Genomic DNA, 16,615 nt, shown 5'->3' on the forward strand with positions numbered 1-16,615 from the left:
CGGAATGTTTACCCCCGCGTGGCCGGCCCTTGCCGGGCCGGGATCAGGACGGGTCCCGCTCGCGGGCGTAGGGGTTCGGCGTCCACGGCGTCGCCTTCACCACCACCGTCCCGGCCACTTTGTCGTGCAGCGCCTGGCGCCGTTCGTCCCACAGGATCCAGGCGTTGTCGAGCAGGCCGACGAGGCCGAGGATCCCCGCGACGGGCGTGAGGAGGTTCAGCGCCCCCGTCGTGATGCTGATGGCGTAGACGAACGCCTGCCTGCCGAGCGCCTGCCCCCAGCTCACCGCCGACAGGTCGGAGGCTCGCACCAGCCGGATGCCGAACGCCTTCTTGCCGAGCGTCTGCCCCCACCGGGCGTGCAGGACGGTGAAGTACGCGAAGCCCAGCAGGAACGCGATCGCGTACCCGGTGAGCAGGCGCGGGATGTTGTAGAGGTCCAGCGGGTTCGTCATCGTCTCGCCGGACTCGGCCATGTCCCGCACCCGGTCCCAGCGGATGGAGAACAGGACGGCCGGCGTCGCCGCGAAGCCGATGACGAAGCTGTCGAGGATTCCCGCGCCGAGCCGCAGGAGCCGTCCGGCGGTCATGTCCTGCGGGCCCTGCGGGCCGGGGTGGTGGTAGCCGGGAGGGCCGTAGCCCGGTGCGGGCGGCGCCTGCGGCGGCGGGGCCCCGGGGTGGCCGTACCCCGTCCCGGGGACGGCCTGGGCCGGAGGCCCGCCGTACGAGCCCTGGTAGGGCGGCGGGCGTTCGGGGGTGGCGGGGGCCTCGCCCTGCGGCCGGTCAGGAGGTTGCCAGCCGCTGTCCGGCTTCGGGGTGTCCTGGGGTGGTTCGCTCATGGCCCCACAGTGTGCCGGGTGCGGGCGGCGCGCGGTCGCCCGGGCGGCGACCGGCCCCGGACGCGGGCGCGTCCGGGGCCGGTCCCCCGAGTCCGGGCGCCGCGGCGTCGAGGCTCGCCGCGGCGCCGCGGGGTCACAGGTTGCCGCGGCGCTCCTGCTCCCGCTCGATCGCCTCGAACAGCGCCTTGAAGTTGCCCTTGCCGAAGCCGAGCGAGCCGTGCCGCTCGATCAGCTCGAAGAACACCGTCGGGCGGTCCTGGACGGGCTTGGTGAAGATCTGCAGCAGGTAGCCGTCCTCGTCCCGGTCGACGAGGATCCGGCGCTTCTGCAGCTCCTCGATCGGCACCCGCACCTGGCCGATGCGCTCGCGCAGCTCCGGGTCCTCGTAGTAGGAGTCGGGGCTCTCCAGGAACTCCACGCCCGCGGCGCGCATCCGGTCGACCGACGCCAGGATGTCGCCCGTGGCGAGCGCGATGTGCTGGACGCCCGGCCCGCCGTAGAACTCCAGGTACTCGTCGATCTGCGACTTGCGCTTGCTCTCCGCGGGCTCGTTCAGGGGGAACTTCACCTTGCGGGTGCCGTCCGCGACGACCTTGGACATCAGCGCCGAGTACTCGGTCGCGATGTCGTCGCCGACGAACTCCGCCATGTCGGTGAAGCCCATGACGCGGTGGTAGAAGTCGGCCCACTCGTCCATGCGCTCGACGTTGCCGACGCAGTGGTCGATCGCCTGGAAGAACCGCTTGCCCACGGGCTCCACGACGGGCTCGGCGGGCTCGAACCCCGGCAGGTAGGGGCCGGTGTAGTTGGAGCGGTCGACCAGCGTGTGCCGGGTCTCGCCGTAGGTGGCGATCGCCGCGACCGTCACCTTCCCGAACCGGTCCTCCAGGACGTGCGGCTCCTCCAGCCCGGTGGCGCCCTTCGCGAGCGCGTGCCGGTAGGCGTGCTCGACGTCGGGCACCTCGATCGCGAGGTCCACCACGCCGTCGCCGTGCTCGGCGATGTGCCGCCCGATCTCGGTGCCGGCCTTCACCGGGCCGCGGAACACGAACCGGGCGCCGCCCGACTCCAGCACGTGCACCGCCTCGTCCGGGCTGCCGTTCTCCGGGCCCCGGTAGGCGACCCTGCGCATCCCGAACGCGGTCGAGTAGTAGTGGGCGGCCTGTTTGGCGTTGCCGACGGCGAAGACGACGGCGTCCATACCCTTGACCGGAAACTCATCCATGCCACCTAATCTCGACATACGCCTGCAAGGTGCGCAAGAGCGGGCGGAATCACTGGTCAATCTGTACAGTACAAACGTGATCTGACCGGTCGCTCTGTGCAGGGTGACCACGACCACAGGAGGGTGCCGTGCCGATCGACGAACTGGACGGCCGGCTCATCGAGCTGTTCGCGGCCGAGCCCAGGGTCGGCGTCCTGGAGGCGTCCCGGCGGCTCGGGGTGGCGCGCGGCACCGTGCAGGCGCGGCTGGACCGGCTCGCGCGCGACGGCGTCATCGCCGGCCACGGCCCGGAGATCGACCCGGCCGCGCTCGGCTACGGGGTGACGGCCTTCGTGACGCTGCAGTTGCGGCAGGCGGGCGGCCACGACCCGGTGGCGGCCCGGCTCGCCCAGGTGCCCGAGGTGATCGAGGCCCACACCATCACCGGCCCCGGCGACATGCTGTGCCGCATCGTCGCCCGCAGCAACACCGACCTCCAGCGCGTCATCGACGTGATCGTGGACGTCGCCGGCGTGGAGCGCGCCTCCTCGGTGATCTCCCTCGCCACCCAGATCCCGTACCGCACCCTGCCCCTCGTCCGCGCGGTCTCCGGCCCCGCCCGGGCGGAGGCGCCCCGCGGACGCGCGCCCGGATAGGGGCGAACAAGCAACGACCGCCGGGCGGCATCCGCCCGGCGGTCTTCACCTCCGCAGTGTCGAGGGACGGCGGCTACGCGCCGCCGTAGGGGGTGGCGTCGAGGACCTCCACGGTCATCGATCGGCCGTTGGGGAGGTTGTAGGTGGCCTTCTCGCCGACCTTCTTGCCGTCGATGGCGGCACCGAGCGGCGACTTCGGGGAGTAGACGTCGATGGGGGCGCCGACCTCCTCGCGGGAGGCGAGCAGGAAGGTCACCTCCTCGTCGTCGCCCTCGAACGAGACCGTGACGGTCATGCCGGGCCCGACGACGCCCTCCGTGCGGGGGGCCTCGCCGACGCGGGCGTTCTCCAGGATGCCCTGGAGCTGGAGGATCCGGCCCTCGATCTTGCCCTGCTCCTCCTTGGCCGCGTGGTAGCCGCCGTTCTCGCGCAGGTCGCCCTCCTCCCGCGCCGCCTCGATCTTCTGAGCGATCTCGATGCGGCCCGGGCCCGACAGGTGGTCCAGCTCAGCCTTGAGCCGGTCGTACGCCTCCTGGGTGAGCCAGGTGACGTTGTCAGCGCGGGTCTCGGTCACGGGTACTCCTCATCCACATGGTGCGATCTCACCCGCCCCCGCGGGCGGGCGTCACATCGACATGAAGTGCGGCTGGGTGAAACCTCTAGCCTATCCGGTGTGTGCGGGTAAAGGTTCCCTGAACACGGCGTCCGCAATCCGCCAAACCGTGTTCCGTCACTCACCGGGCGTATCGGTCGGCCGGTGGCGGCAGGGTCAGACCTTGCGGCAGTCGCGGATCCTGGCCCCGGTGGCCCGCCGCGGCGTCTGCAGCGTCTCGGCCCCCTTCACACTGGACGTCCCGGGCGGGACGGACACCTCCTTCTGCGCGAGCACCGCGAAGTCGGTGTCGTAGGCGTCCACTGTGCAGCGCACGTCGTCGTCCTTCCCCTTGGCCACCGTGTAGTTGATCTCGACCGACGTGTCGGTGATGTCGTAGGTGACGGTCTGCGGGACGATCCCCGGCGTCTGCCCCGTGTGCGCCGCGAGGATGCCGAAGCCGGCCGCCATCACCGCCGCGAGGAGGCCGACGGCGGCCAGGCCGAGGCGGCTCCGCCGGGACTCGGCCGGAGCCGCTGGTTTCGACACGCTCGTCGTCATGGCGGGAATCCTCGTGCGGGGTTTCGGTGTTGTCAGGGACAATTCATTCTCGTCTGTCATGGCGCGTGCCTCGAACCGGGGGCCGCTCAACAGTCCGGAGAGGGAGACCCCCAAGTGTCCGAGGTCATCGACGGTACGTCCGGCGTCTTCGACGGCGCGGCGCTCGAACGGCCGTGCGGCGGCGACGAGCCCCTGCGTCTCATGGCGGTGCACGCGCACCCCGACGACGAGTCCAGCAAGGGCGCGGCCACGATGGCGCGCTACGTGGCCGACGGCGTCGAGGTACTCGTCGTCACCTGCACCGGCGGCGAGCGCGGCGACATCCTGAACCCCGCGATGGACCGCCCCGAGGTCAAGGCCGACATCGGCAAGGTCCGCGAGGCGGAGATGGCGCGGGCCCGCGAGATCCTCGGCGTCGACCAGCGCTGGCTCGGGTTCGTCGACTCCGGCTTCCCCGAGGGCGACCCGCTGCCGCCGCTGCCGGAGGGCTGCTTCGCGCTGGAGCCGCTGGAGACCGCCGCCGAGCCGCTGGTGCGCGCGGTCCGCGAGTTCCGCCCGCACGTGATGCTCACCTACGACGAGAAGGGCGGCTACCCCCACCCCGACCACGTGAAGTGCCACGAGGTGTCGGTGGAGGCGTTCGAGGCCGCGGGCGACCCGGAGCGCTACCCGGGCACGGGCGACCCCTGGCAGCCGCTGAAGCTCTACTACCACATGACCTTCAGCAAGGACCGCATCCTCACCCTGCACGCCGCCATGGAGAAGGCCGGCCTCGAGTCGCCCTACGGCGACTGGCTGAAGCGCTTCGAGGAGGAGGGCGAGGAGCGCGCCCGGTGGGAGGTCACCACGCGGGTGCCCTGCGCCGACCACTTCGAGACCCGTGACCAGGCCCTGCTCGCCCACGCCACCCAGATCGACCCGAACGGGTTCTGGTTCGTCGTCCCGCTGGACGTCCAGCGCGAGGCATGGCCGACCGAGGACTACCATTTGGCCAGGTCCCTGGTCGACACGGAACTGCCGGAGGACGACCTGTTCGCCGGCATCCGGGAGAAGGTGTGTCTGTGATGGCTGCCGTCCACGCCCTGCCGCTGAACGCCATGCCGCTGAACGACGACACGGTCAGCCCCGGCATGCTCGGCTTCGTGGTGTTCCTGCTCCTGCTGGCCGCGACGGTCCTGCTGATCCGGTCGATGGGCAAGCAGATGAAGAAGATCCAGGCGCCCCGCGAGGCCGACCTGAGGCAGCAGGAGTGGGAGCGCGCGGAGGCGGCCAAGGCGGCGAGGGCCGGCACGGCGGCCAAGGCCTCCGACGACGACGCCTGACCCGCCCCGGCGCCGGTTGGGCGCCGCCTCCTCCGGGGAGGATCTTCGACGTGCGCGCGAACCCCGATGACTCCTACCGCGACCTCCCGTCCGCGGAGCTGCGCCGCGCCCTCGACCGCCATCTCGCCGGAACGGCCTCCGGCGAGGGGGAGGTGGAGGCCGAGGGCCTGGCCCTGCTGGAGGGGGAACGCTGGGCGGAGGCCGCCGAGACGCTGGAGGAGGCCCTGCGCCGCGCCGAGCGGGGCGGCGACCTCCACGCGGTGCTGGCGGCGCGCCACGACCTCGCCCGGGCGCTGATCGGCGGCGGCGACCTCGACCGCGCGATCGGGCTGCTCGGCCCGCTGCCGGACGAGTTCGCCGCCCTGCCGGAGCCGGACGAGCACGCCCGTGCCCGCGCGCTGGAGAGCCTCGGCGAGGCCTACCTGCGCGCGAACCGTCCCGTCGCGGCCCTGAACTTCTTCGGCCAGGCCCTGGAGATCCTCCGCAGGCTGGACGCGGTCCGCGGGCAGGCCGCGATGTTCGTCCACATCGCCGACGCCGCCCGCCTGCGCGGCGACGACGCGGCCGAGCGCGCCGCCCTCGACCGCGCCGCGGAGCTGATCCGCCCGACCTGACCCGCCCGGCCTGCTCCTTCCGATGCGACCCGGCCGGGCCTACACCTTGCGGTGGTCCCAGCTCACGACCCGGTCGGGCTCCATGACGATGAGGACCCGCTTGGCCAGCGCCTGCTCGATGCCCTCGGCGATGACCGGGTCGACCGGCTCGCCCATCGCCGGGACGGGCAGCCCCGCCATCCGGGAGCCGACGACCATGCCGACCTTGGACCGCGGCTCGGGGTCCTCGACGACCAGGCCCCGCCCGTACAGGGCGACGCCGCGCAGCTCGTTGTACTCCACGCCGTCCTCGACCAGGCACGTCATGACCGGGTTGCGGCGCAGGTTGATCACTTTCTGCGAGGACTTGTACGTGGTGAAGGCGATCCTGCCCTCGTACAGGGTGTAGAACATCGTCACCAGGTGGGGCTCGCCGTCCTTGCCGACGGTCGCGACCTGCACCTTGAAGTTGGCGGCCAGGTAGGCGGCCACCTCCTCGGGCGTCATCTTGATCTTGTCGCGCTTGCTCCCGGCCAACGGGCCCTCCTCGGGTCGTCTGCATCGCGCACAGAATAACCAAGCGCTTGCCCGGCCCCTCGACCGGCACCATGGGTGCATGTCCGTTCGCGATCTCACCGTCCTCGGCTCCGCCAGCGCGGTGCCCACCCGGTCCCGCAACCACAACGGCTACCTGCTGCGCTGGGACGGGCACGGCGTCCTGTTCGACCCTGGGGAGGGCACGCAGCGGCAGATGACGCACGCCGGGCTCTCCGCGAATGACGTGACCTGGATCTGCGTGACGCACTTCCACGGCGACCACTGCCTCGGGGTGCCGGGGATCGTCCAGCGCATCGCCCGCGACGGCGTCGCGCACCCGGTGAACGCGGCGTTCCCGGCGAGCGGCAGGCCCTACTGGGAGCGGCTGCGGCACGCGGCCGCGTTCCGCGACACCGACGTCATCCGCGAGCGGCCGGTGTCCGGCGAGCGGACGGAACTCGACACCGGCGACGCCCCGTTCAGCCTGGTCGCACGGCGGCTGTCCCACCCCGTCGAGGCGTACGGGTACCGGCTGGAGGAGCCCGACGGCGTGACGATGCTGCCGGACGAGCTCGCCGCGCGCGGCGTCAGGGGGCCGCTGATCCGCCGCCTCCAGGAGGAGGGCCGCGTCACCACGCCCGCCGGCCGGACGGTCGCGCTGGCCGAGTGCAGCGTGACCAGGCCCGGGCAGAAGGTCGCGTTCGTCATGGACACCCGGCTCTGCGACGGCGTCCGCGAGCTGGCCGCCGGGGTGGACATGCTCGTCATCGAGTCCACCTTCCTGGGCGAGGACGCGGCCCTGGCCGCCGAGTACGGGCACCTCACCGCCGCCCAGGCGGGCGCGGTGGCGGCGGAGGCGGGCGTGGGGCGGCTCGTCCTGACCCACTTCTCCGAGCGCTACCCCGCCGCCGACGAGCACCGCTTCACGGACGAGGCGTCCGCCGCGTTCGGCGGCGACATCACCCTCGTCCACGATCTGGACCGGATCCCGCTGCCACCGCGCCGTCTGACCTGACGGGAAGGTGGGCAGGACCAGGGCATGGCTGACGAAGTCGATGTCGTGGTGATCGGTCTCGGCCCCGGGGGCGAGGACGCGGCGGGCAGGCTCGCCGAGGCGGGCCTGTCGGTCGTCGGCGTCGAGTCGCGGCTGGTCGGAGGGGAGTGCCCCTTCTACGCCTGCGTCCCCACCAAGATGATGGTGCGCGCCGCCGGGCTGGTCGCCGAGGCCGGGCGCGTCCCCGGCATGGCGGGCGAGGCGTCCGTCCGGCCCGACTGGGGGCCGGTGGCCGCCCGGATCCGCGACGAGGCGACCCACGGGTGGGACGACACGGCCGCCGCCGACCGCCTCACCGGCAAGGGCGTGCGGCTGGTGCGCGGCCAGGGCCGCATCACCGGCCCCCGCGAGGTGACCGTGGGCGACCAGGTCTTCGCCGCCCGGCGCGGCATCGTGCTCAACACCGGAACCTCGCCCACGGCCCCGCCCGTCGACGGCCTCGCCGGCACGCCGTACTGGACGAACCGTGAGGCCGTCCAGGCGACGGAGGTCCCCGAGTCGCTGCTGGTCCTCGGCGGCGGCGTGGTCGGCGTCGAGACGGCCCAGGTCTTCTCCCGCTTCGACTGCCGCGTCACGGTCGTCGAGGCGGCCGACCGCCTCCTCGTCAACGACGAGCCGGAGTCGGGCGCTCTGCTGCGCGAGGTCTTCGAATGCGAGGGCATCGGCGTGCGCACCGGCGTGGACGTCACCCGCGTCACCCACGACGGGTCCGAGTTCACGATGCACCTCGGCGGCGAGACGCTCATCGCCGACCGCCTCCTCGTCGCGACCGGGCGCCGCCCCAACCTCCGGGGGCTCGGCCTCGGCGCCGTCGGCCTGGACGAGAACGCCCGCCGGATCGCCGTGGACGGCCACATGCGCGCGGCCGACGGCGTGTGGGCGATCGGCGACATCACCGGCATGGGCGCGTTCACGCACGTCTCGATGTACCAGGCGGCCGTGGCGGTCCGGGACGTCCTCAGGGAGGAGGGGCCGCCCGCCGCCTACCGCGCCGTGCCGCGCGTCACCTTTACCGACCCTGAGATCGCGTCCGTCGGCCTCACCGAGGCCCAGGCCCGCGACCAGAACCTTCCGGTCCGCACGGCCGTCGTGCCGATCGCCGAGTCGACCCGCGGCTGGATCCACAAGGCCGGCAACGACGGCTTCGTCAAGCTGGTCGAGGACGTCGAGTGGGGCACCCTGGTCGGCGCCACCGCCGCGGGGCCGTCGGGCGGGGAGGTGCTCGGCCTCCTGGCCCTCGCCGTCCACACCGAGACCCCCACCGCCTCCCTCCGCGAGATGATCTACGCGTATCCCACCTTCCACCGCACCGTCGAGTCCGCCCTCGCCGATCTCGCCGCGCAGGCGCGGGGGGAGTGAGGCGGCGGCCGGATCGGGCAGGATCGGGGGCATGAACCGGCTCAAGGACGCGACCAGCCCGTACCTGCTCCAGCACGCCGGCAATCCGGTGGAGTGGTGGGAGTGGACCGGGGAGGCGTTCGCCGAGGCGCGGCGGCGCGACGTCCCCGTCCTGCTCTCCGTCGGATACGCCGCCTGCCACTGGTGCCACGTCATGGCGCACGAGTCCTTCGAGGACGGCGAGACGGCGCGGGCGATGAACGAGCTGTTCGTGAACATCAAGGTCGACCGGGAGGAGCGCCCGGACATCGACGCCGTCTACATGGAGGCGACGCAGGCCATGACGGGCCAGGGCGGCTGGCCGATGACGGTGTTCATGACCCCGGAGGGGCATCCGTTCTACTGCGGGACGTACTTCCCGCGGGCGCAGTTCCGGGCGCTGCTCCAGGCCGTCCACAAGGCGTGGACGGAGCAGCGCGACGACGTCGCCCAGCAGGGCCAGCAGGTCGTGGAGGCGCTGACCTCGCGCGGTTCGGGCCTCGCCGGGACGGAGGCGCCCGGCGACGGGGTGCTCGCGCATGCGGTGAAGGTGCTCGCGGGCTCCTACGACGCGGTGCGCGGCGGGTTCGGCGGCGCCCCGAAGTTCCCGCCGTCGATGGCGCTGGAGTTCCTGCTGCGCCACCACGCGCGCACGGGCGACGACGAGTCGCTGGCGATGGCGTCCCGCACGCTGGAGGCGATGGCCCGCGGCGGGATGTACGACCAGCTCGGCGGCGGGTTCGCGCGGTACTCGGTGGACGAGCGGTGGATCGTGCCGCACTTCGAGAAGATGCTCTACGACAACGCTCTGCTGGCCCGCGTCTACGCGCACTGGTGGCGGCTGACGGGGACGCCCTTCGCGCGGCGGGTCGCGCTGGAGACCTGCGACTGGATGCTGCGCGACCTGCGCACGGACCAGGGCGGACTCGCCTCGGCGCTGGACGCCGACAGCGAGGGCGTCGAGGGCAGGTACTACGTGTGGACGCCCGAGCAGCTGCGGGAGGTCCTCGGCGACGAGGACGGCGCGTTCGCGGAGACCCTGTTCGAGGTGACGGGGACGTTCGAGCACGGCACCTCCGTCCTCCAGCTTCTGAGCGATCCCGAGGACGTCGAGCGGTACGAGCGCGTGCGCACCGCGCTGCTCACGGCCCGCGCGCGGCGGATCCCGCCGGCGCGGGACGACAAGGTGGTGGCGGCGTGGAACGGGCTCGCCGTCGCGGCGCTGGCGGAGTGCGGCGCGCTGTTCGATCGGCCGGACCTGGTCCGGGCGGCCGAGGAGGTCGCGCGCCTGCTGGTGGAGGTCCATCTGCGGGACGGCCGGCTGGCGCGCACGTCCAAGGACGGGACGGCGGGCGCGAACACCGGCGTCCTGGAGGACTACGGCGACGTGGCCGAGGGCCTGCTCGCCCTGCACGCCGTCACCGGCGACCCGCGCCACGTGCGGCTGGCCGGTGAGCTGCTGAACACCGTCCTCGAACGGTTCGCCGACGGGTCCGGCGGCTTCTACGACACGGCCGACGACGCCGAGCGCCTGTTCCGGCGCCCGCAGGACCCGACCGACAACGCGACGCCGTCGGGGCAGTTCGCGGCGGCGGGGGCGCTGCTGTCGTTCGCCGCGCTGACCGGGTCGGACTGGCACCGGCAGGCGGCGCAGGACGCGCTGGCGCCCGCCGGGGCGCTGGCGGACAAGCACGCGCGGTTCGCGGGCTGGGGCCTCGCCGTGGCCGAGGCCCTCGCCACCGGTCCGGTCGAGATCGCGGTGATCGGCGATCCCGACGACGCGCGCACCCGCGCGCTGCACCGGACGGCCCTCATGGCGGTCGCCCCGGGCGCGGTGGTCAGCGCCGGCCCGCCGGGCGCCGAGGGCGTGCCTCTCCTGGAGGGGCGGGGCCTGGTGGACGGGGAGCCCGCGGCGTACGTCTGCCGGGGGTTCGTCTGCCGGCTGCCCGTGACGACCCAGGCCGAGCTGAACCGCGAACTGCGTGGGCAATTGGACTGAGGGTCCACTTTATGGCAACGTGACCTTGATCTCAGCTGCCCGGGCTGTTACTACTGAGTAACTGGGGCGTTCCTGACCCGACGGGGTGGAGCGGCCGAGGGTGTCATCAGGCCCCCCGGGTATCTGGACGATGGCCGACCTTCTGGGTCATAGTCGTGTCCGGTGCACGGTCAGGAGCCGGCGCAGGGCGACCATCGAGGGAGCGTGGCAGTGGGAAAGCCGAACCGCCGGGTGCTACCGACGATCATCGGCGTCTCCGTGCTGACGACGCTCGCCGCCAACACCGCCGTCCTCGTCGCGCGCGACGACGGCGCGGCGGACCCGCCGCGCGGCGAGCAGCGCGCCCGCTTCGTGGCCGCGTCCGGCAGCACCGGCCTGTCGCCCACGGCGGTCGCGCCGCTCGGCAAGCGGCTCGTCCCGCACGTCCTGGTGGCGGCGCCGACCACCCTTCCGGCCGACTTCGTCCAGAAGGTCCGCGGCGCCAAGGGCGTGAAGGGCGTCGAGGTCGTCGACGCCGTGCAGGGCATGGTCGCGGGCAAGCGCGTGGGGCTGATGGGCGTCAATCCGTCCACGTTCCGCAACTACACGCCGAAGCCGACCGCCAAGTCGGACGCGCTCTGGCGCAACGTCGCCTCCGGCGACGTCGCCATCTCCTTCACGATGGGCAGCGACGGCGGGGTCGAGCTCGGCAGTCAGGTGCCCGTCGGCGGCAAGCAGCACCAGTCGCAACTGCGGGTGGGCGCGTACGCGACGATGGGCGTCAGCGACGTCGACGCGGTCGTCTCGCACGCCACCGCGCAGGCCCTCGGACTGCCGACCGGCAACGCGATGCTGGTCAGCGTCCCGAAGACGGCGCCGAAGGCGTTCATCACGAAGCTGCGCAAGGCGCTGCCGAAGGGCGCCAAGGCCGTCGCGGTCAACCCGGAGATCGACTTCCCGAAGTCCGGGAACGTGCCGGCCGCCGACGGCCAGGTCATGACGGCCGGCCAGGTCCGGACGGTGATCAAGGCGGCCTACACCCGGCTCGGCTGGCCGTACGTGTGGGGCGGCGAGTCCGAGGCCGAGGGCGGGTACGACTGCTCCGGCCTGATGCAGTACGCGTTCGCCAGGGCGGGCATCCGGCTCCCGCGCGTCGCCGCCGACCAGGCCCGCGCCGGCTGGGTCGTCCCCTACAGCAAGGCCGAGCCGGGCGACATGCTCATCTGGGCCAACGACCCGACCGCGCCCGGCTACATCTCGCACATCGCCCTCTACCTGGGCCAGGGCAAGATGCTGGCGGCCCCGCGGACGGGCACGGTGGTGCAGATCCAGAACGTCTACACCCGCAACATGCGCGGCGCCGTCCGCGTCAGCCCGAAGAGGGCCGCCGCGCTGGCGCGCTGACCCGCCCGTCGCGGGCGCCGGTCACAGCGGGCAGCCGCGGGCCAGGAACTCCAGGTTGCGGTCGACGAGCCCGGGAAGCTCCTCGGTCGTCGCGCGCCCTTCCATCCACTGGTACATGGCCGCCTGGAGCACGCCGAGGACGGCCCAGGAGAACGTCTGCACGTCCGGGTCGTCGGGGCGTCGCCCGGTCCGGTGGCCGACGACGTCGGTCAGCATGGCGAACGTGCCCTCGCGCAGCGCCTCGAACGTGCGGGCGCGCAGCGCCGGGACCTGGGCGGTGAGCCGCAGCCGGGCGTTGACCACGTCCAGGTCGGTCTCGTACATCACGGGGAGCATCTCGCGGAGCGTGGCGCGCAGCGCCTCGATGGGGGACAGCCCGGCCGGCTGGCCCCGCATGACCTCCGCCATGATCGGGTCGTACTCGTCGGTGACGACCACGTCCTCCTTGGTGGGGAAGTAGCGGAAGAACGTGCTCGGCGAGATCTCGGCCGCCGCCGCGATCTGCTCCACGGTCGTCTCGTCGTAGCCCCGCTCGCCGAACAGGCGGAGGGCGTGGTCCTGGATCGCCCGGCGGGTCCGCAGCTTCTTGCGCTCCCGCAGCGGCATCCGGGAGAGCCGGTCCTCCAGCCGGTCGACGGCGTGCTCACGGGACGGCGTGCTCATGCCCCGATTCTCGTGCATCGGCGGAGGGGGCCGCATCCGCCCGGGCCCGGCCGGGCTGGAAGAAGAACAGGAGCAGGGCGGCCGCGACCGCGGCGGCGGCGCACGCGGCGAACACCGCGTCCATGCCGTGGACGTAGGCGCCGCGGGCCGAGGCGAGCAGGCCGGCGTCGCCCAGCCGTCCGGCGACGGCGACGGCGCCGCCGATGGAGTCGCGCGCCGCGCCCGCCGCCTCGGGCGGCAGCCCGCCGGTGGCCACGCGGTCCCGGTAGAGCGCCGACAGCAGGCTGCCGAGGCCCGCGACGCCGAGCGTCCCGGCCGTCTGGCGCAGCGTCTGGACGAGGCCGGAGCCCCGTCCGGCCCGTGCGGCGGGCAGGGCGGTGAGGACCGCGTCCATCGCCGGGACGAGGGTCAGGCCGCAGCCGAGGCCGAGGACGAGCAGCCACGGGACGGTCGCGGAGTAGGCGTCGCCCGGCCCGGTGAGCGCGCCCCACCCGAAGCCGGCCGCGAGCACGAGCAGTCCGGTGACGAGGATCGGCTTGTGCCCGGCGCGGTGCGCGACCCGGTCGGTGACGATCCCGCCGGCGAGCAGGCCGAGCAGCATCGGCGTCAGCCGCAGCCCCGTGCCGAACACGTCGTTGCCCTGGACGGCCTCCAGGTACTGCGGGAGGACGAACAGCGCCCCCGCCATCATCAGGTTCGCGGCGACGGCGGCGACCACCGCCCAGGTGAAGCGGGGGTCGCGGAACAGCGCCATGTCCATCATGGGCGCGGCGGCGCGCCGCTCCCACAGGACGAACCCGGCCAGCAGGACGGCCGCGACCGCGAACGACGCCAGCACCACCGCGTCGCCCCAGCCCCGCACCGGGGCCTCGATGACCCCGTACACGAGCGCGACGACGCCGGCCGCCGACAGCAGTGAGCCGGCGCCGTCGATCCGCGGCGCGGACGGGTCCCGCGTCTCGGGCAGCAGCAGCGCCACCGCGACGCCGCCGACGAGCACGAGCGGCACGTTGACGAGGAAGACCGACCCCCACCAGAAGTTCTCCAGGAGCCAGCCGCCGAGCAGCGGGCCGAGCGGCAGCCCGAGCGCCATCGCCGACGACCAGACCGCGACGGCGCGGGTGCGCTCCTCCGGCGGGAAGATCGCGGGCAGCATCGACATGGACAGCGGCGTCACGATCGCCGCGCCGAGTCCCATGAACGCCCGGGCCGCGACGACGCCGCCGGAGCCGTCCGCGAACGCCCCGGCGAGCGAGGCGGCGCCGAAGACGGCGAGGCCGGCCACCAGCAGCCACTTGCGGCCGAACCGGTCGCCGAGCAGCCCGGCCGGGAGCAGCAGCGCGCCGAACACCAGCAGGTAGGAGTCCACGATCCACTGCAGCGCGCTGGTGCCCGCGTGCAGCTCCTCCGACAGCGTGGTCAGCGCGACGTTGAGGATCGTCATGTCGAACCCGAGCGCCAGCATGCTCAGCGCCAGGGCGCCCAGCCCGAGCCAGCGCCGCGTGTGCCCCACGGTCATGACCGCCACCTCCGATTGACTGTCATTCTAAAATGAAAGTAACTATCAAATGGTGGTGGTTGTCAATCGGTGCGGAGGCTGGCGCATCTCCCGAGGGGGGATGTAATTTTGATTACATGAATACGAGTGAAGCGGTGGAGCAGCTCCGCGGCTGGTTCGCCGGACGGCTCCCCGAGGAGTGGTTCGAGGGCGCGCCCGAGGTCGTCGTCGACCGCGAGGAGGTCGCGGTCGTCGGCACGCTGCCCCTCCCCGCCGCGGCGGCCGAGGCGGCCGGCGCCGAGCGCGCGGGCGTCGTCGCCGGGCACGTCCAGCGCTTCCGCGACGACACCCGCGACCGGCGGATCGCCATCGCCCGGGAGGCCGAGCAGCGCTTCGGCCGCAAGGTCTCCTGGGGCGTGGAGTGCGACGGCGAGCGGGAGATGTTCACCACCCTGTCGGTGCCGGTGATGACGCGGCTGCGGCAGCCCGAGCGCCGCGTCCTCGACACGCTCGTGGACGCCGGGGTCGCCCGCAGCCGCAGCGACGCGCTCGCCTGGTGCGTCCGGCTCGTCGGCAAGAACACCGACGAGTGGCTGTCGGAGCTGCGCAGCGCCCTGCAGCACGTCGAGCGCGCCCGCGCCGCGGGCCCGCAGGCCTGACCGCGAGGGCGGGCGGGGCCGGGCCGGCCATTACCCGATCCGAATGATCACTAGGTGTGATCATGGTGCCGACCTCCTCTACTGTGCCTGGGTAGCGGGCCGGACGGGGGCGGGAGGTGCACGGGATGCTGGGGCTGCGCTGCCTGGACGGGTCCGCGCTCGCGGTGGTCCCGATCGCCTCGCTCGACCGCGGCGGCACCCCGTTCGAGGTCACGCTCGAACTGTGGCGGGACGGCGACTCGTTCGGGGCGGTGGGGGAGCGGTGCGGCTACTTCCTGGCCGGGCTCGCCGCCCGGGTCGCCGCCGCACGGGCCGACGGGTCCCCGCAGGCGGCGCGCTGGCCCGACCCCGACGACCGCTTCCCCGACCCCGTCCCCGGCGACACCGCCCGCGAGCCCGAGCTGTTCGCGTTCCGCTACCGCGACCGCGGTGACGTGATCAGCACCGGCGAGCTGCGGTGCTCCCTGCGCACGTCATCGATGTGGGTCGGCCGCCAGCAGTCCGCGGCGGGACGGTGGCGGGTCGCGCGGCGCGCCGTGATCGAGGCGTGGGGCGCGGGCGGCCGCGGCGTGCGCGCCGTCCTCACGTCGGCCGAACTGGCGCGTTTTCTCTCCGACCTGCTCGCCGAGGCGGACCGGGCCAGAGCAGGCCATCCGCCCCGCCTGACGCCTCCCGCGCGTTAGCCTGGCCTCACGGGGACGGTGGGAGAAGTGTCGCCGTCGGGCCATAATTGAGCGACTTTCCGCCAGGGTCGGTCGCTCGAAGGGAAGCCCATATGCGGGTTCGGCGTACGGGAGAGCCGCGCACCAGGAGGACGCGCGGCGCGCGGAGGGACGGCGTGCGCCGGCGCCCCTCCGAGGGAGGGCGGCTGGTCTCGGCCCTCCGCCGCAGCGGCCCGTACGCGGCCGTCCGCGACGCCGTCTACCGGATGTACGAGCGGCGCGTCGAGGCCGATCTGCCCACCGACGTCACCCCCCGGCACGTCGGCGTGATCCTCGACGGCAACCGGCGTTGGGCCAGGTCGATGGGGCTGGCCGACGTCAACTCCGGGCACCAGCGCGGCGCCCAGAAGATCTCCGAGCTGCTCCAGTGGAGCGCCGAGGCGGGGGTCGAGCACGTCACGCTGTGGCTGCTGTCGACCGACAACCTCAACCGGCCCGCCGACCAGCTCGAACCGCTGCTGGCGATCATCGAGAACACCGTCCGCAAGCTCGCCGCCGACGGCTGGCACGTCAAGCCCGTCGGCGCCCTCGACCTGCTGCCCGATAAGACGGCCCGCGTCCTGAAAGATGCGGGAGAGGCCACATCGAGCGCACCCGGCCTGATTGTGAACGTCGCGGTTGGGTATGGAGGTAGGCGTGAGATCGCTGATGCGGTGCGCTCTCTGCTCATCGAGCAGGCGAGTCGTGGCACCAGCATCGAGGAACTCGCCGAGGTCCTCGACGTGGAGCACATCGCGGAGCATCTCTACACGCGCGGCCAGCCGGATCCGGACCTGGTCATCCGCACCTCGGGGGAGCAGCGTCTCTCCGGTTTCATGCTCTGGCAGAGCGCCCACTCGGAGTTCTACTTCTGCGAGGTCCATTGGCCGGACTTCCGCAAGGTGGACTTCCTGCGGGCCATCCGCTCCTATGCCGCGCGGCACCGGCGCTACGGTACCTGACCGTCCACTGAGGACC

At 73.0% G+C, this 16,615-nt stretch carries 18 protein-coding genes; 11 read left to right on the forward strand and 7 right to left on the reverse strand.

The features are described 5' to 3' along the window. Positions 1 to 43: 43 nt before the first annotated feature. A complete protein-coding gene (locus tag ABD944_RS15795; protein WP_345176927.1) occupies positions 44 to 838 on the reverse strand; it encodes an RDD family protein in 795 nt (264 codons plus the stop codon). Positions 839 to 971: 133 nt separating this feature from the next. Next, positions 972 to 2,063: a 4-hydroxyphenylpyruvate dioxygenase gene (gene hppD / locus ABD944_RS15800; RefSeq protein ID WP_345176929.1), complete on the reverse strand. Its 1,092-nt coding sequence runs from the start codon at positions 2,061 to 2,063 to the stop codon at positions 972 to 974. A gap of 128 nt (positions 2,064 to 2,191) precedes the next feature. On the opposite strand from hppD, the gene ABD944_RS15805 reads away from it, so the two are divergent. Next, entirely contained in the window at positions 2,192 to 2,698 is a 507-nt protein-coding gene (locus ABD944_RS15805) for an Lrp/AsnC family transcriptional regulator (protein ID WP_345176931.1), read from the forward strand. 73 nt (positions 2,699 to 2,771) lie between these two features. Here ABD944_RS15805 and greA read toward each other — a convergent pair whose 3' ends face one another. Together greA and ABD944_RS15815 are read right to left on the reverse strand one after the other, a co-directional pair. Beyond that, positions 2,772 to 3,272, reverse strand: coding sequence for a transcription elongation factor GreA (greA, locus tag ABD944_RS15810; protein WP_179843970.1), 501 nt, complete (start codon positions 3,270 to 3,272; stop codon positions 2,772 to 2,774). A 195-nt stretch (positions 3,273 to 3,467) separates the two neighbouring features. After that, positions 3,468 to 3,851: a DUF4307 domain-containing protein gene (locus tag ABD944_RS15815; RefSeq protein ID WP_345176933.1), complete on the reverse strand. Its 384-nt coding sequence runs from the start codon at positions 3,849 to 3,851 to the stop codon at positions 3,468 to 3,470. Positions 3,852 to 4,052: 201 nt separating this feature from the next. On the opposite strand from ABD944_RS15815, the gene mca reads away from it, so the two are divergent. Genes mca through ABD944_RS15830 form a run of 3 tightly spaced genes read left to right on the forward strand, consistent with a single transcriptional unit; the run spans position 4,053 to position 5,787 of the window. Beyond that, a complete protein-coding gene (gene mca, locus ABD944_RS15820) occupies positions 4,053 to 4,916 on the forward strand; it encodes a mycothiol conjugate amidase Mca (RefSeq protein WP_345177229.1) in 864 nt (287 codons plus the stop codon). Further along, positions 4,916 to 5,173, forward strand: a complete 258-nt coding sequence (locus ABD944_RS15825) for a hypothetical protein (RefSeq protein WP_345176935.1) — start codon at positions 4,916 to 4,918, stop codon at positions 5,171 to 5,173. Before mca ends, ABD944_RS15825 begins: the two co-directional genes overlap by 1 nt. 50 nt (positions 5,174 to 5,223) lie before the next feature. Next, entirely contained in the window at positions 5,224 to 5,787 is a 564-nt protein-coding gene (locus ABD944_RS15830; protein ID WP_345176938.1) for a tetratricopeptide repeat protein, read from the forward strand. Between the two features lie 39 nt (positions 5,788 to 5,826). On the opposite strand, the gene ABD944_RS15835 is transcribed toward ABD944_RS15830, so the two are convergent. Continuing rightward, positions 5,827 to 6,303 (reverse strand): pyridoxamine 5'-phosphate oxidase family protein, encoded by a 477-nt coding sequence (locus tag ABD944_RS15835; protein WP_345176939.1) that lies wholly within the window; start codon positions 6,301 to 6,303, stop codon positions 5,827 to 5,829. A 79-nt stretch (positions 6,304 to 6,382) separates the two neighbouring features. Between ABD944_RS15835 and ABD944_RS15840 the strand changes: the two genes are divergently transcribed. From ABD944_RS15840 to ABD944_RS15855, 4 genes are all read left to right on the forward strand, one after another. Then, positions 6,383 to 7,318: a ribonuclease Z gene (locus ABD944_RS15840; RefSeq protein ID WP_345176941.1), complete on the forward strand. Its 936-nt coding sequence runs from the start codon at positions 6,383 to 6,385 to the stop codon at positions 7,316 to 7,318. A 24-nt stretch (positions 7,319 to 7,342) separates the two neighbouring features. After that, a complete protein-coding gene (locus ABD944_RS15845) occupies positions 7,343 to 8,716 on the forward strand; it encodes a dihydrolipoyl dehydrogenase family protein (RefSeq protein WP_345176944.1) in 1,374 nt (457 codons plus the stop codon). 31 nt (positions 8,717 to 8,747) lie between these two features. Then, a complete protein-coding gene (locus tag ABD944_RS15850; RefSeq protein WP_345176945.1) occupies positions 8,748 to 10,733 on the forward strand; it encodes a thioredoxin domain-containing protein in 1,986 nt (661 codons plus the stop codon). A gap of 210 nt (positions 10,734 to 10,943) precedes the next feature. Further along, on the forward strand, positions 10,944 to 12,116 hold the full coding sequence (locus ABD944_RS15855; protein WP_345176946.1) for a C40 family peptidase: 1,173 nt from the start codon (positions 10,944 to 10,946) through the stop codon (positions 12,114 to 12,116). Positions 12,117 to 12,137: 21 nt separating this feature from the next. On the opposite strand, the gene ABD944_RS15860 is transcribed toward ABD944_RS15855, so the two are convergent. Together ABD944_RS15860 and ABD944_RS15865 are read right to left on the reverse strand one after the other, a co-directional pair. Continuing rightward, positions 12,138 to 12,779, reverse strand: a complete 642-nt coding sequence (locus ABD944_RS15860) for an acyl-CoA-like ligand-binding transcription factor (RefSeq protein WP_345176949.1) — start codon at positions 12,777 to 12,779, stop codon at positions 12,138 to 12,140. Next, positions 12,760 to 14,298 (reverse strand): DHA2 family efflux MFS transporter permease subunit, encoded by a 1,539-nt coding sequence (locus ABD944_RS15865; protein WP_345176950.1) that lies wholly within the window; start codon positions 14,296 to 14,298, stop codon positions 12,760 to 12,762. The genes ABD944_RS15860 and ABD944_RS15865 overlap by 20 nt, the downstream gene beginning before the upstream one ends. A 116-nt stretch (positions 14,299 to 14,414) precedes the next feature. Here ABD944_RS15865 and ABD944_RS15870 point away from each other — a divergent pair, with 116 nt between their 5' ends. From ABD944_RS15870 to ABD944_RS15880, 3 genes are all read left to right on the forward strand, one after another. Beyond that, positions 14,415 to 14,936, forward strand: coding sequence for a hypothetical protein (locus ABD944_RS15870; RefSeq protein ID WP_345176952.1), 522 nt, complete (start codon positions 14,415 to 14,417; stop codon positions 14,934 to 14,936). A gap of 125 nt (positions 14,937 to 15,061) precedes the next feature. Further along, the gene (locus ABD944_RS15875) at positions 15,062 to 15,619 is read left to right on the forward strand and encodes a hypothetical protein (protein WP_345176954.1); all 558 of its coding nucleotides are present in this window, start codon (positions 15,062 to 15,064) and stop codon (positions 15,617 to 15,619) included. Between the two features lie 155 nt (positions 15,620 to 15,774). After that, on the forward strand, positions 15,775 to 16,599 hold the full coding sequence (locus ABD944_RS15880; protein WP_345176956.1) for an isoprenyl transferase: 825 nt from the start codon (positions 15,775 to 15,777) through the stop codon (positions 16,597 to 16,599). The last annotated feature ends 16 nt before the right edge of the window (positions 16,600 to 16,615 follow it).

Source organism: Actinomadura verrucosospora (genome assembly GCF_039540335.1).
Lineage (GTDB): Bacteria > Actinomycetota > Actinomycetes > Streptosporangiales > Streptosporangiaceae > Spirillospora > Spirillospora verrucosospora.